Annotated in this window: 17 protein-coding genes and 1 pseudogene; 12 read left to right on the top strand and 6 right to left on the bottom strand. The window is 54.2% G+C overall.

Annotated features, from left to right (window positions below):
• Positions 1-20: 20 nt before the first annotated feature.
• The 3 genes and pseudogenes from speFL to potE all read left to right on the top strand — a co-directional run bounded on the left by speFL (position 21) and on the right by potE (position 3,888).
• Positions 21-125 (top strand): leader peptide SpeFL, encoded by a 105-nt coding sequence (gene speFL / locus ACOTZC_RS17420; RefSeq protein ID WP_003858645.1) that lies wholly within the window; start codon positions 21-23, stop codon positions 123-125.
• 254 nt (positions 126-379) lie between these two features.
• A pseudogene (speF, locus tag ACOTZC_RS17425) lies at positions 380-2,578 on the top strand (ornithine decarboxylase SpeF).
• Positions 2,575-3,888, top strand: coding sequence for a putrescine-ornithine antiporter (gene potE, locus ACOTZC_RS17430; protein WP_095907516.1), 1,314 nt, complete (start codon positions 2,575-2,577; stop codon positions 3,886-3,888). Before speF ends, potE begins: the two are co-directional and overlap by 4 nt.
• Positions 3,889-3,992: 104 nt before the next feature.
• Here the strand turns inward: potE and pgm are convergent, their stop codons facing one another.
• Both pgm and seqA read right to left on the bottom strand, forming a co-directional pair.
• A complete protein-coding gene (gene pgm / locus ACOTZC_RS17435) occupies positions 3,993-5,633 on the bottom strand; it encodes a phosphoglucomutase (alpha-D-glucose-1,6-bisphosphate-dependent) (RefSeq protein ID WP_045356603.1) in 1,641 nt (546 codons plus the stop codon).
• Between the two features lie 24 nt (positions 5,634-5,657).
• Positions 5,658-6,206, bottom strand: a complete 549-nt coding sequence (seqA, locus tag ACOTZC_RS17440) for a replication initiation negative regulator SeqA (RefSeq protein WP_008501070.1) — start codon at positions 6,204-6,206, stop codon at positions 5,658-5,660.
• Positions 6,207-6,389: 183 nt separating this feature from the next.
• Here seqA and ybfF point away from each other — a divergent pair, with 183 nt between their 5' ends.
• From ybfF to fur, 4 genes are all read left to right on the top strand, one after another.
• Positions 6,390-7,163, top strand: a complete 774-nt coding sequence (ybfF, locus tag ACOTZC_RS17445) for an esterase (RefSeq protein ID WP_047173424.1) — start codon at positions 6,390-6,392, stop codon at positions 7,161-7,163.
• Between the two features lie 128 nt (positions 7,164-7,291).
• Complete coding sequence (gene ybfE, locus ACOTZC_RS17450; protein ID WP_023310772.1) at positions 7,292-7,579, top strand: LexA regulated protein; 288 nt, start codon at positions 7,292-7,294, stop codon at positions 7,577-7,579.
• 155 nt (positions 7,580-7,734) lie between these two features.
• A complete protein-coding gene (fldA, locus tag ACOTZC_RS17455) occupies positions 7,735-8,265 on the top strand; it encodes a flavodoxin FldA (RefSeq protein WP_248168874.1) in 531 nt (176 codons plus the stop codon).
• Positions 8,266-8,555: 290 nt separating this feature from the next.
• On the top strand, positions 8,556-9,002 hold the full coding sequence (gene fur / locus ACOTZC_RS17460) for a ferric iron uptake transcriptional regulator (RefSeq protein WP_023310771.1): 447 nt from the start codon (positions 8,556-8,558) through the stop codon (positions 9,000-9,002).
• 141 nt (positions 9,003-9,143) lie between these two features.
• On the opposite strand, the gene chiQ is transcribed toward fur, so the two are convergent.
• From chiQ to nagE, 4 genes are all read right to left on the bottom strand, one after another.
• Positions 9,144-9,470, bottom strand: coding sequence for a ChiQ/YbfN family lipoprotein (gene chiQ, locus ACOTZC_RS17465; protein WP_032668313.1), 327 nt, complete (start codon positions 9,468-9,470; stop codon positions 9,144-9,146).
• Positions 9,471-9,517: 47 nt separating this feature from the next.
• Entirely contained in the window at positions 9,518-10,915 is a 1,398-nt protein-coding gene (gene chiP, locus ACOTZC_RS17470) for a chitoporin ChiP (protein WP_023310769.1), read from the bottom strand.
• A gap of 446 nt (positions 10,916-11,361) precedes the next feature.
• On the bottom strand, positions 11,362-13,029 hold the full coding sequence (gene glnS / locus ACOTZC_RS17475; RefSeq protein WP_029740147.1) for a glutamine--tRNA ligase: 1,668 nt from the start codon (positions 13,027-13,029) through the stop codon (positions 11,362-11,364).
• Between the two features lie 169 nt (positions 13,030-13,198).
• Complete coding sequence (gene nagE, locus ACOTZC_RS17480) at positions 13,199-15,220, bottom strand: N-acetylglucosamine-specific PTS transporter subunit IIBC (RefSeq protein ID WP_071949254.1); 2,022 nt, start codon at positions 15,218-15,220, stop codon at positions 13,199-13,201.
• 328 nt (positions 15,221-15,548) lie between these two features.
• On the opposite strand from nagE, the gene nagB reads away from it, so the two are divergent.
• The 5 genes from nagB to asnB all read left to right on the top strand — a co-directional run bounded on the left by nagB (position 15,549) and on the right by asnB (position 21,495).
• Positions 15,549-16,349: a glucosamine-6-phosphate deaminase gene (nagB, locus tag ACOTZC_RS17485; protein WP_023310765.1), complete on the top strand. Its 801-nt coding sequence runs from the start codon at positions 15,549-15,551 to the stop codon at positions 16,347-16,349.
• A 56-nt stretch (positions 16,350-16,405) separates the two neighbouring features.
• Positions 16,406-17,554 (top strand): N-acetylglucosamine-6-phosphate deacetylase, encoded by a 1,149-nt coding sequence (gene nagA, locus ACOTZC_RS17490; RefSeq protein WP_023310764.1) that lies wholly within the window; start codon positions 16,406-16,408, stop codon positions 17,552-17,554.
• Positions 17,555-17,562: 8 nt separating this feature from the next.
• Complete coding sequence (gene nagC, locus ACOTZC_RS17495) at positions 17,563-18,783, top strand: DNA-binding transcriptional regulator NagC (RefSeq protein ID WP_021242995.1); 1,221 nt, start codon at positions 17,563-17,565, stop codon at positions 18,781-18,783.
• A gap of 45 nt (positions 18,784-18,828) precedes the next feature.
• A complete protein-coding gene (gene nagD, locus ACOTZC_RS17500; protein WP_023310763.1) occupies positions 18,829-19,581 on the top strand; it encodes a ribonucleotide monophosphatase NagD in 753 nt (250 codons plus the stop codon).
• Between the two features lie 249 nt (positions 19,582-19,830).
• A complete protein-coding gene (asnB, locus tag ACOTZC_RS17505) occupies positions 19,831-21,495 on the top strand; it encodes an asparagine synthase B (RefSeq protein WP_023310762.1) in 1,665 nt (554 codons plus the stop codon).
• Positions 21,496-21,554 lie beyond the last annotated feature (59 nt).

The following is a 21,554-nucleotide window of genomic DNA, read 5'->3' on the forward strand; positions in this document are numbered from 1 at the left end:
TACTGAAAGGAAAATGAAACATGGAAAACAACAATCGCTTAATGCCCCATATAAGGCGGACAACACATATCATGATGTTTGCCCACCGAAACTGCTTTGACTTTCATCTCTTTAATGCCCGGTAGTCCTTCGACTTCTGGCGCACCCGCTTACAGGTTATCCTGAAACACCTTATTTTACAGGCGATTGCCTGTGAACTCGTGCGCTCATTCATTTTAATTCAGACTCATCCGCACCGGGCGGACTGAATTTCAATCATCAAAAAAGCAATTCACTGATTTTAATCAGCGGCCACCCTTTGCTTTTTTTCCGGTAAATTATCGATTTCTTTCTTGCAGGAAATCGAGGGACGCTTATTACCTAAAATAAAGAGAGAAAGATGAAAAGTTTAAAAATCGCAGCCAGTCGTGCATGTCCGGATTGCTTTACTACCCAGCGTGAACTGGTAGATGTCCGTGCCTCTGATTATATTGATGTTGCCGCCATTGTTCTGGCGGTCACGGATATTGCCAGCGGTATCCTGGACGAAATAGAAGCCACCGGTTTTGGCATTCCTGTTTTTGTCGCGACGCACAAAGAGGAATTCATTCCGGCAGACTATTTATCGCGCATTCACGGCGTATTTGAGTATTAAGACACCAGCAACGACTTTTATGGACGCCAGCTGGAAGCGGCAGCCCAGAAGTATGAAACCCAGCTGCGCCCGCCGTTTTTCCGCGCCCTTGTCGACTATGTGAAACAGGGCAACAGCGCGTTTGACTGCCCGGGGCATCAGGGTGGCCAGTTCTTCCGCCGTCATCCTGCCGGTAATCAGTTTGTCGATTTCTTTGGTGAGACGCTTTTCCGCTCCGACCTGTGTAACGCCGACGTGGCGATGGGCGATCTGCTGATCCACGAAGGCGCGCCGTGCATCGCCCAGCAGCATGCGGCAAAGGTCTTTAATGCCGATAAGACCTACTTCGTGCTGAATGGCACCTCGTCATCCAACAAAGTGGTGCTTAACGCCCTGCTCACCCCGGGCGACCTGGTGCTGTTTGACCGTAACAACCACAAATCTAACCATCACGGTGCCCTCCTCCAGGCTGGCGCAACGCCGGTCTATCTGGAAACCGCGCGTAACCCGTACGGCTTTATTGGCGGCATTGACGCCCACTGTTTTGAAGAAAGTTATCTGCGCGAGCTGGTGGCAGAGGTGGCGCCGGGCCGTGCACGCGATGCGCGTCCGTTCCGTCTGGCGGTGATCCAGCTGGGTACCTACGATGGCACCATCTATAACGCCCGTCAGGTGGTGGATAAGATTGGGCATCTGTGTGATTACATCCTGTTTGACTCCGCCTGGGTGGGTTACGAGCAGTTTATTCCGATGATGGCCGACTGCTCTCCGCTGCTGCTGGAGCTGAACGAAAACGATCCGGGGATCCTGGTCACCCAGTCCGTGCATAAACAGCAGGCCGGCTTCTCGCAGACCTCGCAAATCCATAAGAAAGACAGCCATATCAAAGGGCAACAGCGCTATGTCCCGCACAAGCGGCTGAACAATGCCTTTATGATGCACGCCTCCACCAGCCCGTTTTATCCGCTGTTCGCTGCGCTGGACATTAACGCCCGTATGCATGAAGGCCAGAGCGGCCGCAACATGTGGATGGATTGCGTGGTGAACGGTATCGAAGCGCGCAAGCTGATCCTGGAGAACTGCCGGTATCTGCGCCCCTTCGTGCCGGAAACGGTGGATGGCCGCCCGTGGGAAAGCTGGGACACGGCGGAAATTGCGACCGATCTGCGCTTCTTCCACTTCGTACCGGGTGAAAACTGGCACGCTTTTGAAGGCTACGCTGAGCATCAGTATTTTATCGACCCGTGCAAGCTCCTGCTGACCACACCGGGCATCAACGCCCGCACCGGGGAGTATGACGACTTCGGCGTGCCCGCCACTATCCTTGCCAACTTCCTGCGTGAAAATGGCATCGTGCCGGAAAAATGCGATCTCAACTCGATCCTGTTCCTGCTCACGCCTGCGGAAGATATGGGCAAACTGCAGCAGCTGGTGGCGCAGCTGGTGCGCTTCGAAAAACTGCTCGAGAGCGATGTTCCGCTGAAAGACGTCCTGCCTTCTCTCTACAAACAACATCCGGAACGTTACACGGATTACACCCTGCGCCAGATCTGCCAGGAGATGCATGACCTGTACGCCCGCCACAACGTGAAACAGCTGCAGAAAGAGATGTTCCGCAAGTCTCACTTCCCGCGCGTGATGATGAACCCGCAGGACGCGAACTACGCCTATCTGCGCGGTGAGGTTGAACTGGTCTCCCTGCGCGACGCGGAAGGCCGCATCGCCGCCGAAGGCGCGCTCCCTTATCCACCGGGGGTATTGTGCGTGGTTCCAGGGGAAGTCTGGGGCGGTTCCGTGCTGCGCTACTTTGCCGCGCTGGAAGAAGGCATCAACCTTCTGCCGGGCTTCGCGCCGGAGCTGCAGGGTGTGTACGTCGAGGAGTGTGAGGGTCGCAAACAGGTTCGCTGCAACGTCATCAAACAACCCGCCGCTCAGCCCGCGCTGCTGAAAGGAGAGAAATTATGAGTAAGTCCAATAAGATGGGCGTGGTGCAGCTGACCATCCTCACCATGGTGAACATGATGGGCTCCGGGATTATCATGCTGCCCACCAAACTGGCAGAGGTGGGTACCATCTCTATCATCTCCTGGCTGGTGACGGCAGTCGGTTCAATGGCGCTGGCGTGGGCGTTCGCCAAGTGCGGGATGTTCAGCCGTAAGTCAGGCGGCATGGGCGGCTACGCCGAATACGCCTTTGGCAAGTCGGGTAACTTTATGGCCAACTACACCTACGGCGTGTCGCTGCTGATCGCCAACGTGGCGATTGCCATCTCCGCCGTGGGCTACGGTACGGAGCTGTTTGGCGCAACGCTCAGTCCTGTGCAAATTGGGCTGGCGACCATCGGCGTGCTGTGGATCTGCACCGTGGCTAACTTTGGCGGCGCGCGTATCACCGGACAGCTATCCAGCATCACCGTCTGGGGCGTGATTATCCCGGTTGTCGGCCTGTGCATCATCGGCTGGTTCTGGTTTAGCCCGACGCTCTACGCCAACTCCTGGAACCCGCACCATGTGCCGTTCTTTACCGCTGTCGGCTCTTCTATCGCCATGACGCTCTGGGCCTTCCTGGGTCTGGAATCCGCCTGCGCGAACGCGGAAGTGGTAGAGAATCCTGAAAAGAACGTGCCGATTGCGGTCCTCGGCGGCACGCTGGGCGCGGCGGTGATCTATATCGTCTCGACTAACGTGATTGCCGGGATTGTGCCAAACATGGATCTGGCAAACTCTACGGCGCCGTTTGGGCTGGCCTTCGCGCAGATGTTCACCCCGGAAGTCGGGAAGGTGATTATGGGTCTGATGGTAATGTCCTGCTGCGGTTCACTCCTCGGCTGGCAGTTCACCATCGCACAGGTGTTTAAATCCTCGGCTGATGAAGGTTACTTCCCAAAAATCTTCTCCCGCGTGACCAAAGCGGATGCGCCGGTGCAGGGCATGCTGGCGATTGTCATCTTCCAGAGTGGATTGTCGCTGATGACCATTAGCCCGTCGCTGAACAGCCAGTTCAACGTGCTGGTCAACCTGGCGGTGGTGACGAACATCATTCCGTATATTCTGTCGATGGCAGCGCTGGTGATCATCCAGAAGGTGGCGAAGGTAGATCCACGCAAAGCAAGAGTGGCGAATATTGTGGCGCTGATTGGGGCAATCTACAGCTTCTATGCGCTCTACTCATCCGGCCAGGAAGCGATGCTCTACGGGGCAATGGTGACCTTTATGGGCTGGACGCTGTACGGTCTGGTGTCACCGCGGTTTGAATTGAAGAACAAGCACAGTTAAGTAAAAGCAAAACGGCAACCCATGGGTTGCCGTTTTTAGTGTTTTCTCCCTCTCCCTGTGGGAGAGGGCCGGGGTGAAGGCATCAGCCCGCACCCATACCGCACTTACGCGTTTTTCAGCACTTCGCTGACAATCTCTACCGCTTCTTTCTCAATCTGCTGACGGTGCTCAGCGCCGAGGAAGCTTTCGCAATAGATTTTGTACGCATCTTCCGTACCGGACGGACGCGCGGCGAACCAGCCATTCTCGGTCATCACTTTCAGACCACCAATGGATGCGCCGTTGCCCGGTGCCGCCGTCAGACGAGCAGTGATCGGATCACCCGCCAGGGTGCTTGCGCTGACCATCTCTGGAGAGAGTTTGGACAGGGCCGCTTTCTGGGCTGACGTCGCGCCAGCCTGAATACGGTTATAGCTTGGTGCACCAAAGCGTGCCGCCAGGTCGTTGTAGTGTTCCTGCGGGTTCTTACCGGTGACAGCGGTGATTTCCGCCGCCAGCAGGCACATGATGATGCCGTCTTTATCGGTTGACCATGGCGTGCCGTCGAAACGCAGGAAAGATGCGCCCGCGCTCTCTTCACCGCCGAAGCCGAAGCTGCCGTCGTGCAGACCGTCAACGAACCATTTGAAGCCCACCGGCACTTCCACCAGCTTGCGGCCCAGCGCCTCCACCACGCGGTCGATCATCGCGGAGGAAACCAGCGTTTTACCGACGGCCACCTCTTTGCCCCACTGCGGGCGGTGCTGGAACAGATAGTTAATTGCAACAGCCAGATAGTGGTTCGGGTTCATCAGCCCGGCAGGGGTGACGATACCGTGACGGTCATAATCCGGGTCGTTAGCAAACGCCAGATCGAATTTATCACGCAGCGCCAGCAGGCCCGCCATCGCGCACTCGGAGGAGCAGTCCATACGGATCGCGCCGTCTTTGTCCAGGTGCATAAAGCGGAAGGTCTGATCGACGTGATCGTTCACGATGGTCAGATCCAGCTTGTAATGCTCGGCGATACGTTTCCAGTATTCGATACCGGAGCCGCCCAGCGGATCCACGCCCAGCTTCAGCCCGGCTTTCTGGATGGCCGCCATATCGACGATATCCGCCAGCCCTTCCACGAACGGCTGAACCAGATCCTGCTCTTTCACGTGACCGGACGCCATGGCCGCATCCAGAGAAATGCGCTTCACGCCTTTCAGACCGTCAGCCAGCAGCGCGTTCGCACGATCTTCCACCACTTTGGTGACGTTAGTGTCGGCCGGGCCGCCGTTAGGCGGGTTGTATTTGATACCACCGTCTTCCGGCGGGTTGTGGGATGGCGTGATAACGATACCGTCCGCCAGCGCGCCACCTTTTTTGTTATGCACCAGGATGGCGTTAGAGACCGCAGGGGTTGGGGTGAAGCCATTGTTCTCCTGAACAATCACGTCGACGCCGTTTGCCGCCAGCACTTCCACAACAGAGATGAACGCCGGTTCAGACAAGGCATGGGTATCTTTCCCCACGTAGCACGGACCGGTAACGCCATTTTTAGCGCGCTCTTCCGCAATGGCCTGAGCAATGGCCAGAATGTGCGGTTCGTTAAAGCTGTGGCGCGCCGCGCTGCCGCGGTGACCGGATGTACCAAACTTCACTGCGTGTTCTGCGTTGCCCACGACCGGTTTCAGCACATAATACTGCGCGGTCAGCTGAGCGACGTTAATCAAATCGCTTTGTTGTGCAGGTTGGCCTGCACGGCTGTGATTTGCCATTACCGGGTCCTTCTGATGCAAGGGTTAAATTGTACCGCAAACCTTTTCAATCAATTCCGCCGGGAACTGCATGGACTGCATGATGTGTTCAATCATGCTGCACTTGCGGCCCGTATTGGTATTGGTGATCACCCAGTACGGGGTGCCAGGAACATGTTTGGGTTTGGTTTGATTGCCATTTTGCAGCAGCGTCTGCTCGTCGCCCGCGAAATAGACGCGAGTACGGCCGTGAAGCGACTCGGTCGCTTCAGCAAACGCTTTGTTATCCAGTGAGTAAAGTGTAGACAGCACCAGCATAAAGCGGTTTACGGCCTTTTTCTGCTCCGCGTATTCATCGGAGAGCAGCAGCTCGCGCATCGCGCGCACTTTATCTTTTGCCGGCGTCACGGCAGGTTTTGCTTGTGCAACAACGCTCGGCTGAGACACGACATCTTTGGTGACTGGGGTAGCAGGCTGTGAAGCGGCGGAAATTTTAAGCATGCGCCGTAAAATGTCGGACGCGCTCTCCCCGATATGCCGCGTCTGGCTGGCAATATACTGATAGAGTTCGTCATCAACTTCGATTGTTTTCATCTTAATCCAGTGCGATATCTTATCTGAATACAAGTCATTGGGATTATAAGGTCAAATCCCAACAGCGGATAGCGTCAAACCAGGTTGGCGGCAAAAGTCAGATTAAACTGGAACCTTGCAGCCGGGCGGCAGAATGGTCAACATGATACCCTAACCTGACATACGTAAAAAAAGAACTTTGCCATGAAATTGAATACCCGAGCGCAAACTGCACAATCGCCGAACAATAATTCTCCCATCGTACTGGTTCACGGGCTTTTTGGTAGTCTGGATAACCTGGGCGTGCTGGCGCGCGATCTGGTTACCGACCACGATATTTTACAGGTCGATATGCGCAATCATGGTCTTTCCGGGCGTTCCGACGAGATGACCTACGCGGCGATGGCGCAGGATCTGCTGGATACGCTGGATGCCCACGACCTGCAAAAGGTGACCCTCATCGGGCATTCAATGGGTGGCAAAGCGGTGATGGCCCTGACGGCACTGGCCCCGGACCGTATTAGCGGCCTGGTGGTGATTGACGTCGCGCCCGTGGATTACGACGTCCGTCGTCACGACGAGATTTTTGCCGCTATTAATGCGGTCACAGAAGCGGGTGTCGCGACGCGCCAACAGGCGGCTGCCGTCATGCGTGAGCATCTTAATGAAGAAGGCGTCGTTCAGTTCCTGCTGAAGTCGTTTGTTGACGGGCAATGGCGTTTTAACGTGCCGGTGCTCTGGGACCAGTACAATAACATCGTCGGCTGGGAAACCGTCCCCGCCTGGCCATACCCTACTCTCTTTATTCGCGGCGGCAACTCGCCTTACGTTACCGACGCGTACCGCGACACGCTGCTGGCCCAATTCCCGCAGGCTCGCGCCCACGTGATTGCCGGTGCAGGGCACTGGGTGCATGCGGAAAAACCGGATGCTGTGCTGCGCGCCATTCGCCGCTATCTCGCTGATACTGCAAATTGATTAAAAAGAAAGCGACTGGAAGGCTACAGGCGTCCAGTCGTTGGCGTGCCGTTTTTGGTGATGTATGATGGCGCGCTTATCGCCCGGGCATTAGCAGGGCGGCGTGTTTCCCCCGAAGTCTCAGAATCATGGCCAAAGAACAAACGGACCGTACGACACTAGATCTGTTCGCGAATGAGCGTCGCCCGGGACGACCCAAGACGAATCCGCTTTCGCGCGATGAACAGCTGCGTATCAATAAACGCAACCAGCTTAAACGCGATAAAAATCGTGGGCTTAAGCGTGTCGAACTGAAGCTCAACGCCGACGCGGTCGATGCACTTAATGAGCTGGCCGAGGCCCGAAATATCAGCCGTAGCGAGCTCATTGAAGAGATGCTGATCGCCCAGCTTGAAACGTTACGCGGCCAGGCATAAGTCTGAAAATCCCCTTTATCGCCCTTTTCATGTAGCACAGAGTGCAGTCCTGCGCGATAGCTGTTTCCGCAGGGTTGCCAGTTCTGCTATTATTGCCCTTATCCGTGGCCAAATTGCGCCACCATACTATTAAGTTTCAAGAGGTTATTTTACTCATGGCAATCATCGGCATTTTCTTTGGCAGTGATACCGGCAATACTGAAAATATCGCAAAAAACATTCAAAAACAGCTCGGTAAAGACGTTGCTGATGTGCATGACATCGCCAAGAGCAGCAAAGAAGATCTGGAAGGCTATGACATTCTGCTGCTGGGTATCCCAACATGGTACTACGGTGAAGCCCAGTGCGACTGGGATGATTTCTTCCCGACGCTGGAAGAAGTGGACTTCAACGGTAAGCTGGTCGCCCTGTTTGGCTGTGGCGATCAGGAAGACTACGCCGAATACTTCTGTGACGCGCTGGGCACCATCCGCGATATCATTGAGCCGAACGGCGCGGTTATCGTAGGCCACTGGCCGACCGCCGGTTACCACTTCGAAGCGTCTAAAGGCCTGGCCGATGACGATCATTTCGTGGGTCTGGCCATCGACGAAGACCGTCAGCCAGAGCTGACCGCAGAGCGTGTTGAGAAGTGGGTTAAGCAGATCCGTGAGGAACTGCACCTGAACGATATTCTGAACGCCTGATTTTATCGCGGCGCAGCGGCGGCTGCGCCCGTGCTTCAGGTCAAACCGATTAAATTAATCGCTACAATCTTTTAACTTTTTCGCCCAGACCTGTACAATGTCTCCCTGATAAAACGTGGTTTTCCATTGAGCAAGTTTGTTGGTGATACCACGTTTTTATAAGCATATTTTGCCTGAGACTTGCAGTTTTCATTTAGCCATGGCAGTTCTATAATGAGACGCATTATCCCGGGTGCATTTTCTGTCACTTCCTACAGAAGTGAATCGTTTAGCAACAGGACAGATTCCGCATGACTGACAACAATACCGCATTAAAGAAGGCTGGCCTGAAAGTTACGCTTCCTCGGTTAAAAATCCTTGAAGTGCTTCAGGGTCCAGACAATCACCATGTCAGTGCGGAAGACCTCTATAAACGTCTTATCGACATGGGTGAAGAGATCGGGCTGGCTACCGTCTATCGCGTGCTGAACCAGTTTGATGACGCGGGCATTGTTACCCGTCATAATTTCGAAGGCGGTAAATCTGTTTTCGAACTGACCCAGCAGCAGCACCACGATCACCTGATCTGCCTCGATTGCGGCAAGGTCATTGAATTCAGCGATGATTCCATTGAATCACGCCAGCGTGAAATCGCGGCGCGTCATGGCATCCGCCTGACGAACCACAGCCTGTATCTTTACGGTCACTGCGCTGAAGGCGACTGCCGCGAAGACGACCACGCGCACGACGCGAAATAATCAGTATTCATACTCTGAGCCAGCCGCAAGGTTGGCTTTTTTTTTTGCCTGAAAAAGCCCGGTGGCGCTGCGCTTACCGGGCCTACGGGCTATGACACCTTTGTAGGCCCGGCAAGCGCAGCGCCACCGGGCGTAAAGCACTTATTTATTGTTATTGCGTATCTCGTTCCAGATCTTATCGCAACGCTTCGCCACTTCCTGATCGTTACCGGTTTTACGCGCCTGGATACAGGCCTGGTAATCCATCACGCGGACGTTCTCCTGCGTCGCGAACTGCTCATGCGCTTTCTCTTTCTTCAGCACGTTCAGCACGCTCTGACAGGCTTGAATTTTCTCCGGCGATCCTTCCGCAGTATTTATGCAGGCGCTATACGCCTCCTTCAGACGGGAGTCCTCTTTCGGCGCCTGATTCTGAGCACACGCCACCAGCCCTGATGCCAGCAACGCGACGATAACGATTTTTTTCATCATGTGCAGTCTCCATACCGGCGGGACTCAGCCCGCCGGTGCGTTCATCAGAAGATGGTGAATGGGGCAATAACCATGAATTTCACGTCACGTTCATCCTGGAAGATGTTGCCGTAACCGCCCGCATAGCTCGGGATATCGGAGTGGTTGTCATACTGAGTGAAGTGCAGTTTGAACATCGTGCCTTTCGCGCGGCCATCCTGCAGGGTATAGATAGCATCGAGGCTGTAGGAAGACTCTTTCAGGCGATAGTTAGGATCGTAGTATGCGTCCGGCGTGGCCATATCGGCAGGTTTTGCGTCCCAGGCGTAAGCGTAAGAGGCACCCACGGCCCAGCCCGGCAGATTCCAGTTTTTCAGGTCATACATTGCGCCAAAGAAGACCGCTTTCTCACCGTCGGCGTTGAAGTCAGAGCGGTTATCCCACCAGATATCAAGACGACCGTTGGAGGAGGCGTAGGTCGGGGTCATACGCTGCAGGAAGTAGCCCTGCTGCCCTTCCGCCTTCACCCATGTGCCTTCCAGACGTAAATCAACCTGACCGACCTTGTAGCCGAAGGTTAACGCCTGCAGCCACGCGGTGCCGTCATAAATGTCGTTGACGCCACCGTTGCTGACCTTGTCGCGCGTACCGTAGAACTGGTAGCTGGTGCTCAGCGGGCTACCCGCGACATCGAATTTATAGCTGGCCTTGGCAAAATACTGATCGACATAGCCTTGTGCCTGACCGAATGCCGCTTCAAGCACCAGATCGTTTTTGAAGTCGTACTTCGCGCCCAGCGAGTGCAGGTAATCGACTTTGGTTTTTTTATCGTTCTGGTAGAACTTGTCCATTTCAATGTGCCACGGCGCTTTGTACTCGTTGGTCCACATATAGGAGAAGCTCAACGCCCCCGCATCACCGTAGTCAAAATTCGCCCCGGCTTCCGCACCCTGATAGGTACCCGGCATAAAGCTCCAGTGCGGCGCTAACAGAGTCTGACCGGTTGGCTGAATATAACCCCCGCGCGCCCAAACCGGACCGTATTTAAATTTTGCAGCGGCTTTATAAAGGCTGATACCGCTCTTATCCCCGGACCAGTCTTCTTTATAGGCTTTGTTGCTGGAGGAGAAGGCAATTTCGTTCGGGTGGGCGCTGTCACCGTTTTCCGCCATTTCAATCGCGGTAAACGCAGCAATATCCAGACCGAACATATCCGCGGCATAGCCTGACTGGAAGTCCAGGTTGGCGTTCCAGGTGGAGTGAGAAAGGTTGGTTTTGTATTTGTCTTCGGTGACGTCTTTACGGTCACGTTCACGCTGCCAGTAATAAATACCGCCCGTGAGGGTAGAATCGTCGATGAAGCCTGCCGCTTTCGCCTCTGGTGTCACCACCAGGCCCGACATTGCTGTCACACCGGCAATAGCCAGCGCCAGCGCACTACGTTTGCCACTGAACGTACGCATAGATTATTCCTCTTTGACGAATTAAAACGCCTGAAGCGGCGTAAATAAAAAAGACCAAATGGTCAGGGGTAGTTTTAAATACCCTCGAATTAACTACCGTCTTTAGGTTATTTTTCGCGACGCGAATTATCAATGCTTTTTAGCGGGCAAAAGTCAGGATTATGACGAAGTGCACATAATTGGTAGTGATTTGTAACATTTGCAGAGAGGCGAGCAATGGCGGGGAATTATCAGGTATTTCAGTGGTTAGACGTGGATTATCTTTCCTTTTTTATCACCTTTTTGTTTTTCGTAATGACACAAACTTTTTTTAAAAAAATAAGTAGCACCTCATTGACCTGATATTTTTATCACACCTTTTTAGGCCCTGTCTTAATACCCTGATCGTTAAATAAAAAAACGCCGCATGGTGCGGCGTTTGTCTCTCATTGACCAGACCAGCAATATTATTCGCCGATCTTCGTCCAGGTATCACGCAGACCTACGGTACGGTTGAATACCGGTTTTTCTGCCGTGCTGTAACGGCTGTCCAGGCAGAAGTAACCTTCACGTTCGAACTGGAACGCTTTGCCCGCTTCAGCGGCTTTCAGAGAAGGCTCCGCATAACCCTGCTTGATCACCAGAGATTCCGGGTTGATGGTCGCCAGGAAGTCTTCCGCAGCACCTGGGTTAGGCACGCTAAACAGACGATCGTACAGACGGATTTCTACCGGCAGCGCGTGGGAAGCGCTCACCCAGTGAATCACGCCTTTCACCTTGCGGCCATCCGCCGGATCTTTGCTCAGCGTTTCAGCGTCATATGAACAGAAGATGGTGGTGATATTCCCTTCTGCATCTTTCTCTACGCGCTCGGCTTTGATGACGTAGGCGTTACGCAGACGCACTTCTTTACCCAGCACCAGACGCTTGTACTGCTTGTTGGCTTCTTCGCGGAAGTCAGCGCGGTCAATCCAGATGTCACCGCTGAACGGCACGTCACGGCTACCCATTTCCGGTTTGTTCGGATGGTTAGGCATGGAGACCAGCTCGCTTTCACCCTGCGGATAGTTTTCGATAACCAGTTTCACCGGGTCGATAACCGCCATCGCGCGCGGAGCGTTTTCGTTGAGATCTTCGCGAATGCAGGATTCCAGGGAGGCCATCTCGATGGTGTTATCCTGCTTAGTCACGCCGATACGTTTGCAGAACTCACGAATAGAGGCGGCAGTGTAACCACGACGACGCAGACCCGAGATGGTTGGCATACGCGGATCGTCCCAGCCCTCAACGTGCTTGTCGGTCACCAGCAGGTTCAGCTTACGCTTGGACATCACGGTGTATTCCAGATTCAGACGAGAGAACTCGTACTGGCGCGGATGCACAGGAATGGTGATGTTATCCAGAACCCAGTCGTACAGACGACGGTTGTCCTGAAACTCCAGCGTACACAAAGAGTGCGTAATGCCTTCCAGCGCATCGCTGATGCAGTGGGTAAAGTCGTACATCGGGTAGATGCACCACTTGTTGCCGGTCTGGTGGTGTTCCGCAAACTTAATGCGGTACAGCACCGGATCGCGCATCACGATGAACGGAGACGCCATGTCGATTTTGGCACGCAGGCACGCTTTGCCTTCTTCGAAGCCGCCAGCACGCATTTTTTCAAACAGCGCCAGGTTCTCTTCCACGCTGCGATCGCGGAACGGGCTGTTTTTGCCCGGCGCGGTCAGCGTACCGCGATATTCACGGATTTCATCAGCAGACAGTTCGTCAACATACGCCAGACCCTTGTTGATCAGTTCAACCGCGTAGGCGTACAGCTGATCAAAATAGTCAGAGGAGTAGCAGATATCGCCAGACCAGTTGAAGCCCAGCCATTGCACGTCATTCTTGATGGACTCAACGTATTCGATGTCTTCTTTTACTGGGTTGGTGTCATCGAAACGCAGGTTGCACTGTCCCTGGTAGTCTTGCGCAATGCCAAAGTTCAGGCAGATGGACTTCGCATGCCCGATATGCAGGTAGCCGTTCGGCTCCGGCGGGAAGCGGGTATGAACTGTGGTGTGCTTACCACTGGCCAGATCTTCATCGATGATCTGACGAATAAAGTTACTCGGGCGGGCTTCTGCCTCACTCATCGTGGATTCCTCAAAGCGTAAACAACGTATAACGGCATATGATCTTATAAGCCGGACGTAGTGACAACCCTTAAAACGTCTCTGAAGAAAATAATGGGGGCTTTTGCTGCAAAAAAAAGCGGCGGAGGATATCCCCCGCCGCTTAAGGCATGACTCTACTCAGGAGCGATTACTTGCCTTTAATCTCATACAGCGGCGTTTGCCCCGCAACAACCTGACCTTTCGCCTGAATGACCAGGCCACTGAAGTCGTCGATGTTGCTGCAAACGACCGGACTTATCATGGAGCGCGCGTTGGCGTTCAGGAAGTCCAGATCCATTTCCAGAATCGGCTGGCCTGCCACTACTTCTGCACCCTCTTCCACCAGGCGAGTAAAGCCCTGGCCGTTCAGCGCGACGGTATCGATACCCATGTGGACAACGATCTCCGCGCCATTTTCGGTTTCGAGGCAGAACGCGTGGTTGGTGTTGAAGATTTTCACGATGGTACCGGCCGCCGGAGACACAACGATTTTTTCCGTTGGTTTCACCGCCACACCGTCACCCACCGCTTTGCTGGCGAAGGCTTCATCAGGCACCTGCTCAATCGCAACGACTTCACCGGTTACCGGTGAAACCAGCGCGGCTACCGTTTTCGCGTTCGGTACCGCCTGCGGTTTTGCAGCCGCTGGCGCGGCGGCAGGTGCGGCAGAAGCTTCTGCTGCGGCTACCGGACCGGTGGTTTTCATGGCATTAGCAATTTTCTCTGCCACGAAGCCAACGATAATCTGCACGCTGGTTTTGTTCAGGCGAATAACACCGGAAGCACCAAGACGTTTAGCCAGCGCTTCGTTCACCAGGGAAGAGTCTTTGACGTTCAGACGCAGACGAGTGATACAGGCGTCGATACCGGTCAGGTTGTCAGAACCCCCGACAGCGGCGATGTACTGACGCGCCAGGCCTGAAACGTCCTGATCCTGAGCACCGCTCACGTTCACATCCTGACCATCCGCTTCGCTACCGGCCACGGCCAGTTCACGACCCGGGGTCATCAGGTTGAATTTGGTGATAGTGAAACGGAACACCATGTAGTAGATCGCGAAGAACACCAGACCTTGCGGGATCAGCATCCACCAGTGGGTCGCCAGCGGGTTACGGGACGACAGCACCATATCCACCAGACCGGCGCTGAAGCCGAAACCGGCAATCCAGTGCATGCTGGCAGCGATGAACACGGAGATACCGGTCAGCACGGCGTGGATCACATACAGAACCGGCGCCACGAACATGAAGGAGAACTCCAGCGGCTCGGTGATACCGGTGAAGAAGGCCGCGAACGCCCCCGCCATCATGATACCCAGCACTTTCGCTTTGTTCTCTGGACGCGCGCAGTGGTAGATAGCCAGCGCAGCACCCGGCAGACCAAACATCATGATCGGGAAGAAGCCCGCCTGGTAACGACCGGTGATACCGACAACCGCTTTACCTGCTTCGATGGACTGTGCGCCACCCAGGAAGTTAGGGATATCGTTAATACCGGCAACGTCGAACCAGAATACGGAGTTCAGCGCGTGGTGCAGACCGACCGGGATCAGCAGACGGTTGAAGAACGCGTACACGCCCGCACCGACAGAACCCAGTTTCTGGATGTGCTCACCGAAGTTCACCAGGCCGTCGAAGATCATCGGCCAGACGTACATCATGATGAACGCGACAACGATCATCACAAACGAGGTCAGGATAGGAACCAGGCGGCGACCGCTAAAGAAGGAGAGCGCTTTCGGCAGCTCTACGCTGCTGAAGCGGTTATACAGTTCGGCGGAGATGATACCCACAAGGATACCGACAAACTGGTTGCTGATCTTACCGAACGCCGCCGGAACCTGGTCCGCCGGAATTTTTTGGATCATGGCCACCGCTGCAGGCGAGCAGAGGGTGGTTAACACGAGGAAACCGACAAAACCGGTCAGCGCAGCGGCACCGTCTTTGTCTTTGGACATACCGTAAGCCACACCAATCGCGAACAACACGGACATGTTGTCGATAATGGCGGAACCTGACTTGATAAAGAACGCCGCCAGCGCGCTGGTATTACCCCAGCCGTTGGGGTCGATCCAGTAGCCGACACCCATCAGGATGGCTGCGGCAGGCAGCGTGGCGACCGGCACCATAAGCGCGCGGCCAACCTTTTGTAAATAACCTAGAATACTCACTTTCTTCCCCCTATGAGACCCCGTTTAAGGCATGTTCTCAGCTCTGTTTTTTATTGTGTCACGAACTATAGATACAGTTGATGCTTCACTGGCATTGTGAGTGTGTGAAAAATTAATTCGTATCGCAAATTAAACGCGTACTTTTTGTGATTTTTGTCACCAAATATCGTTATTTACCCTCCCTTATACTGGCTAACAGCGAAAACTTATTTTATCATTCAAAAAATCAAGACGGATTGATCCGGCCTGAAAGTTTCCAGGTTACGCTTAAGTATCAGGTCCCGATAGCCATCCGCCCACTCTTCTACTTAAACTCTTGAGGTGAACAATGAGACTGATTCCCCTGGCAACTGCTGAACAAGTCGGTAAATGGGCCGCTCGCCATATCGTTAACCGTATTAACGCCTTTAAACCGACCGCAGATCGTCCTTTCGTTCTTGGACTTCCGACAGGCGGCACGCCGCTGACCGCCTATAAGGCGCTGGTTGAGATGCATAAAGCAGGCCAGGTTAGCTTCAAACATGTTGTAACCTTCAATATGGATGAATACGTTGGCTTACCGAAAGACCACCCGGAAAGCTACCATAGCTTTATGCACCGCAATTTCTTTGATCACGTTGATATTCCATCTGAAAATATTAACCTGCTGAATGGAAACGCGCCTGATATTGACGCAGAATGCCGTCAGTATGAAGAAAAAATCCGTTCTTACGGTAAGATCCACCTGTTCATGGGTGGCGTAGGCAATGATGGTCATATTGCGTTTAACGAACCGGCGTCATCTCTGGCTTCCCGCACCCGTATTAAAACGCTGACCCATGACACGCGCGTGGCAAACTCCCGCTTCTTTGACGGCGATGTTAACCAGGTTCCAAAATACGCCCTGACCGTAGGCGTAGGCACCCTGCTGGATGCCGAAGAAGTGATGATTCTGGTGCTGGGCGGCGTGAAAGCGCAAGCGCTCCAGGCTGCCGTTGAAGGCAACGTAAACCATATGTGGACCATCAGCTGCCTGCAGCTGCATCCGAAATCAGTCATCGTCTGTGACGAACCGTCCACGATGGAGCTGAAGGTTAAAACGCTGAAATACTTCAACGAGTTAGAAGCTGAGAATATCAAAGGTCTGTAATTGAATAACCGCCTCTTCATCAAGAGGCGGCCGCTTTTTTTTAACCGGGGGTCGTTATGTACGCTTTAACCCACGGTCGGATTTATACCGGCCATGAAATTCTGGATGACCATGCGATTGTTATCGCTGATGGCCTGATTGAACGTGTTTGCCCGCTGGCAGAACTGCCGCCGGAGATTGAACAGCGCTCACTCAATGGAGCAGTAATCTCCCCCGGTTTCATCGACGTACAGCTCAACGGCTGCGGCGGTGTGCAATTCAATGACACCGCGGATGCGGTGACGGTCGAAACGCTGGAGATCATGCAGAAAGCCAACGAGAAATCGGGCTGCACCAGCTATTTGCCAACGCTCATCACCAGCAGTGATGACCTCATGAAGCAGGGTATCCGCGTGATGCGCGAATACCTGGCCAAACACCCTAACCAGGCGCTGGGTCTGCACCTTGAAGGGCCATGGCTGAATATGGTCAAGAAAGGAACGCATAACCCGAATTACGTGCGTAAACCTGATGCGGAACTGGTTGACTACATGTGTGCGAACGCCGATGTGATCGTCAAAGTGACGCTGGCGCCTGAAATGACGGGTACGGATGTCATCAGCAAACTGGCTGGTGCCGGGATTATCGTTTCAGCAGGTCACTCAAACGCGACGCTGAAAGAAGCAAAAGCCGGTTTCCGCGCGGGGATTACCTTCGCAACGCACCTATACAACGCCATGCCGTATATCACAGGCCGTGAACCGGGTCTGGTCGGGGCGATACTGGATGAGCCAGACGTCTACTGCGGCATTATTGCTGACGGCATGCATGTCGATTACACCAACATCCGCAACGCTAAGCGGCTGAAAGGTGACAAGCTTTGTCTGGTGACGGATGCCACCGCACCGGCAGGTGCAAATATTGAGCAGTTCATTTTTGCCGGTAAAACAATATACTACCGCAATGGACTGTGTGTGGATGAAAACGGTACGCTGAGCGGTTCCTCTTTGACCATGATTGAAGGGGTGCGTAACCTGGTTGAACATTGCGGGATTGCGCTTGATGAAGTCCTGCGTATGGCAACCCTTTATCCGGCTCGCGCAATGGGCGTGGATAAACAGCTTGGCGGAATTGCACCAGGTATGGTTGCAAACCTGACGGCATTCACACACGATTATAAAATTATTAAGACCATCGTTAATGGTAACGAGGTCGTCACTGAGTAAGTAAAAGTATGACACCTGGCGGACAAGCTCAAATCGGTAATGTCGATCTCGTTAAACAACTTAACAGTGCGGCGGTATACCGCCTGATTGACCAGCACGGACCAATCTCGCGAATTCAGATAGCCGAACAAAGCCAGCTTGCTCCCGCCAGCGTGACAAAAATTACCCGCCAGCTCATTGAGCGCGGTCTGATCAAAGAAGTCGATCAGCAGGCCTCCACCGGGGGCCGCCGCGCCATCTCCATTATCACCGAAACCCGCAATTTTCAGGCCATTGGCGTCCGTCTGGGCCGTCATGACACCACGCTCACACTGTACGATCTGAGCAGTAAAGCCATTGCGGAAGAGCACTACCCTCTTCCGGAGCGCACCCAGGAGACGCTGGAGCATGCGCTGCTGAATACCATAGCGCAGTTTATTGAAAGCTGTCAGCGCAAGATCCGCGAACTCATCGCCATCTCCGTGATTCTGCCCGGCCTGGTCGACCCGGAAAGCGGCGTTATCCGCTATATGCCGCATATTCAGGTTGAAAACTGGGGGCTGGTCGACGCGCTGGAAAAGCGTTTTAAAGTGACCTGCTTTGTGGGCCACGACATTCGCTCGCTGGCGCTGGCAGAGCACTACTTTGGTGCGAGCCAGGACTGCGAAGACTCTATTCTGGTGCGCGTTCACCGCGGAACGGGCGCCGGTATTATCTCTAACGGCCGTATTTTTATTGGTCGCAACGGTAACGTCGGCGAGATTGGCCACATTCAGGTTGAGCCCCTCGGGGAGCGCTGCCACTGCGGCAACTTCGGCTGTCTTGAAACGATTGCCGCCAACACTGCCATTGAGCAGCGCGTTCGCCATCTCCTTGAACAGGGTTACCAAAGCCGCGTCACGCTGGACGATTGCAAAATTGGCACCATCTGCAAAGCCGCCAATAAGGGTGACGCGCTGGCCTGCGAAGTGATTGAGCAGGTAGGACGCCACCTGGGGAAAACCATCGCCATCGCCATTAACCTGTTTAACCCACAAAAAGTGGTGATCGCCGGTGAAATTGTGGAGGCGGAAAAGGTGCTGCTCCCCGCCATTGAAGGCTGTATTAACACCCAGGCGCTGAAAGCATTCCGCCAGAACCTCCCGGTGGTTCGTTCAAAGCTTGACCATCGCTCGGCGATCGGCGCGTTCGCGCTGGTCAAACGCGCCATGCTCAACGGAATTCTGCTGCAGCATTTGCTGGAAAGTTGATCGGACCTTATAGTAACGCCTTCTTTTTTTGATGTCGGACTGTCCATGACCATTAAGAATGTAATTTGTGATATCGACGGCGTGCTGATGCACGACAACGTTGCCGTGCCGGGTGCTGCGGAGTTTCTACACCGCATCATCGACAAAGGAATGCCTCTGGTTCTGCTCACGAACTACCCTTCCCAAACCGGTCAGGATCTGGCTAACCGCTTTGCCACGGCGGGCGTCGACGTTCCAGACAGCGTGTTTTATACCTCGGCAATGGCCACGGCGGATTTTCTTAAGCGTCAGGAAGGGAAAAAAGCCTACGTGGTGGGTGAAGGTGCACTGATACACGAGCTGTACAAAGCTGGCTTTACCATCACTGACGTGAACCCGGACTTTGTGATTGTCGGCGAAACGCGCTCCTTTAACTGGGAGATGATGCATAAGGCAGCATACTTTGTCGCCAGCGGCGCGCGCTTTATCGCTACCAACCCGGATACGCACGGCCGTGGTTTTTATCCGGCCTGCGGCGCGCTGTGCGCCGGTATCGAAAAAATCTCAGGTCGTCAGCCGTTTGTGGTCGGTAAACCGAGCCCGTGGATCATTCGTGCCGCGCTCAACAAGATGCAGGCCCACTCTGAAGAAACCGTTATTGTCGGCGACAACCTGCGCACCGATATTCTGGCCGGATTTCAGGCGGGTCTGGAGACGATTCTGGTCCTCTCCGGCGTCTCTCAACTTGATGACATTGATTCGATGCCGTTCCGGCCAAGCTGGATTTACCCCTCCGTCGATGAAATCGACATCATCTGATACCGAACCACGCCGCAGGGCGTGGTTTTTCATTTATAGCCTACACAAATAGAACACCATCTAACAAAAAACACGTTTTATTGCACAATCATCAATAAAAGAATCCATGACGTACTCTTTTTTCACTATTCCGCAATCACTATTGCACTATTTCCGTTTTCACCCGTAAAACGCTTGCGCGCCCTGCCCCTTTGCGGCATTTTCATAAGCAAGCAACATTACAAAGCAACAGGGTTAACGGAGAAGGTTATGTGTTCAATTTTTGGCGTACTGGATATTAAAACTGACGCGGGCGAACTGCGTAAAAAGGCACTCGAACTGTCCCGCCTGATGCGCCACCGCGGTCCGGACTGGTCAGGCGTTTACGCCAGTGACAAAGCGATTCTGGCTCACGAACGTCTGTCCATTGTTGACGTCAACGCCGGTGCACAGCCGCTGTATAACGAGAAAAAAACGCACGCGCTGGCTGTCAACGGTGAGATCTACAACCACCAGGCGCTGCGCGCCGAATACGGCGACCGCTACGCGTTCCAGACCGGTTCTGACTGTGAAGTGATCCTGGCGCTGTATCAGGAGAAAGGACCCGAGTTCCTGGACGACCTGCAGGGCATGTTTGCCTTCGCCCTGTACGACAGCGAAAAAGACGCTTACCTCATTGGCCGTGACCATATCGGCATTATCCCGCTGTACATGGGTCACGATGAGCACGGCAACTTCTACGTCGCCTCTGAAATGAAAGCCCTGGTGCCGGTCTGCCGCACCATTAAAGAGTTCCCGGCAGGCAGCTATCTGTGGAGCAAAGACGGCGAGATCCGCTCCTATTACCAGCGTGACTGGTTCGACTATGATGCGGTGAAAGACAACGTCACGGACAAAGCCGAGCTGCGTCAGGCCCTGGAAGATTCCGTGAAAAGCCACCTGATGTCCGACGTGCCGTACGGCGTGCTGCTCTCCGGCGGTCTGGACTCCTCCGTGATCTCCGCGATCACCAAGAAATTCGCGGCCCGTCGCGTGGAAGATCAGGAGCGCTCAGAAGCCTGGTGGCCACAGCTGCACTCTTTTGCCGTTGGCCTGGAAGGCGCACCTGACCTGAAAGCCGCGCAGGAAGTGGCGAACCACCTCGGCACCGTGCACCATGAGATTCACTTCACCGTGCAGGAAGGTCTGGATGCGATCCGCGATGTGATCTATCACATTGAAACCTATGACGTAACCACTATCCGCGCCTCAACACCGATGTACCTGATGTCGCGTAAGATTAAAGCGATGGGCATCAAGATGGTGCTCTCCGGTGAAGGGTCTGACGAAGTGTTTGGCGGCTACCTGTACTTCCACAAGGCGCCAAACGCCAAAGAGCTGCACGAAGAGACCGTGCGCAAGCTGCAGGCGCTGCACATGTTCGACTGTGCGCGTGCCAACAAAGCGATGTCGGCCTGGGGCGTGGAAGCGCGCGTGCCGTTCCTCGATAAGAAATTCCTCGACGTGGCGATGCGCATCAACCCGCAGGACAAGATGTGCGGCAACGGCAAAATGGAAAAACATATCCTGCGTGAATGTTTTGAATCCTACCTGCCGGCGAGCGTGGCATGGCGTCAGAAAGAACAGTTCTCTGATGGCGTAGGCTATAGCTGGATCGACACCCTGAAAGAGGTCGCGGCGAAACAGGTTTCTGACCAACAGCTGGAAACCGCGAGCTTCCGCTTCCCGTACAACACGCCGGGCTCGAAAGAGGCCTATCTGTATCGTGAAATTTTTGAAGAGCTGTTCCCGGTACCGAGCGCCGCGGAGTGCGTACCGGGTGGCCCGTCCGTCGCCTGCTCTTCTGCCAAAGCGATTGAATGGGATGAATCTTTCAAATCCATGAACGATCCGTCAGGACGCGCGGTAGGCGTTCATCAGTCAGCCTACAAATAATCACTCAGATCGCAATCGGGCCCCTCAGGGGCCTGATTTTTTTGCCTCACATTTCACCG

It is taken from the genome of Enterobacter cloacae complex sp. SHL009 (assembly GCF_049237205.1).
Lineage (GTDB): Bacteria > Pseudomonadota > Gammaproteobacteria > Enterobacterales > Enterobacteriaceae > Enterobacter > Enterobacter cloacae_M.

Excerpts from the sequence above, each read along its gene's own strand:
- nagA (WP_023310764.1), top strand. The coding sequence starts at position 16,406 with ATGTACGCTTTAACCCACGGTCGGATTTATACCGGCCATGAAATTCTG.
- ybfF (WP_047173424.1), top strand. The coding sequence starts at position 6,390 with ATGAAATTGAATACCCGAGCGCAAACTGCACAATCGCCGAACAATAAT.
- chiP (WP_023310769.1), bottom strand. The coding sequence starts at position 10,915 with ATGCGTACGTTCAGTGGCAAACGTAGTGCGCTGGCGCTGGCTATTGCC.
- asnB (WP_023310762.1), top strand. The coding sequence starts at position 19,831 with ATGTGTTCAATTTTTGGCGTACTGGATATTAAAACTGACGCGGGCGAA.
- fldA (WP_248168874.1), top strand. The coding sequence starts at position 7,735 with ATGGCAATCATCGGCATTTTCTTTGGCAGTGATACCGGCAATACTGAA.
- nagD (WP_023310763.1), top strand. The coding sequence starts at position 18,829 with ATGACCATTAAGAATGTAATTTGTGATATCGACGGCGTGCTGATGCAC.
- nagC (WP_021242995.1), top strand. The coding sequence starts at position 17,563 with ATGACACCTGGCGGACAAGCTCAAATCGGTAATGTCGATCTCGTTAAA.
- pgm (WP_045356603.1), bottom strand. The coding sequence starts at position 5,633 with ATGGCAAATCACAGCCGTGCAGGCCAACCTGCACAACAAAGCGATTTG.
- seqA (WP_008501070.1), bottom strand. The coding sequence starts at position 6,206 with ATGAAAACAATCGAAGTTGATGACGAACTCTATCAGTATATTGCCAGC.
- potE (WP_095907516.1), top strand. The coding sequence starts at position 2,575 with ATGAGTAAGTCCAATAAGATGGGCGTGGTGCAGCTGACCATCCTCACC.
- chiQ (WP_032668313.1), bottom strand. The coding sequence starts at position 9,470 with ATGAAAAAAATCGTTATCGTCGCGTTGCTGGCATCAGGGCTGGTGGCG.
- nagB (WP_023310765.1), top strand. The coding sequence starts at position 15,549 with ATGAGACTGATTCCCCTGGCAACTGCTGAACAAGTCGGTAAATGGGCC.
- glnS (WP_029740147.1), bottom strand. The coding sequence starts at position 13,029 with ATGAGTGAGGCAGAAGCCCGCCCGAGTAACTTTATTCGTCAGATCATC.
- speFL (WP_003858645.1), top strand. The coding sequence starts at position 21 with ATGGAAAACAACAATCGCTTAATGCCCCATATAAGGCGGACAACACAT.
- ybfE (WP_023310772.1), top strand. The coding sequence starts at position 7,292 with ATGGCCAAAGAACAAACGGACCGTACGACACTAGATCTGTTCGCGAAT.
- fur (WP_023310771.1), top strand. The coding sequence starts at position 8,556 with ATGACTGACAACAATACCGCATTAAAGAAGGCTGGCCTGAAAGTTACG.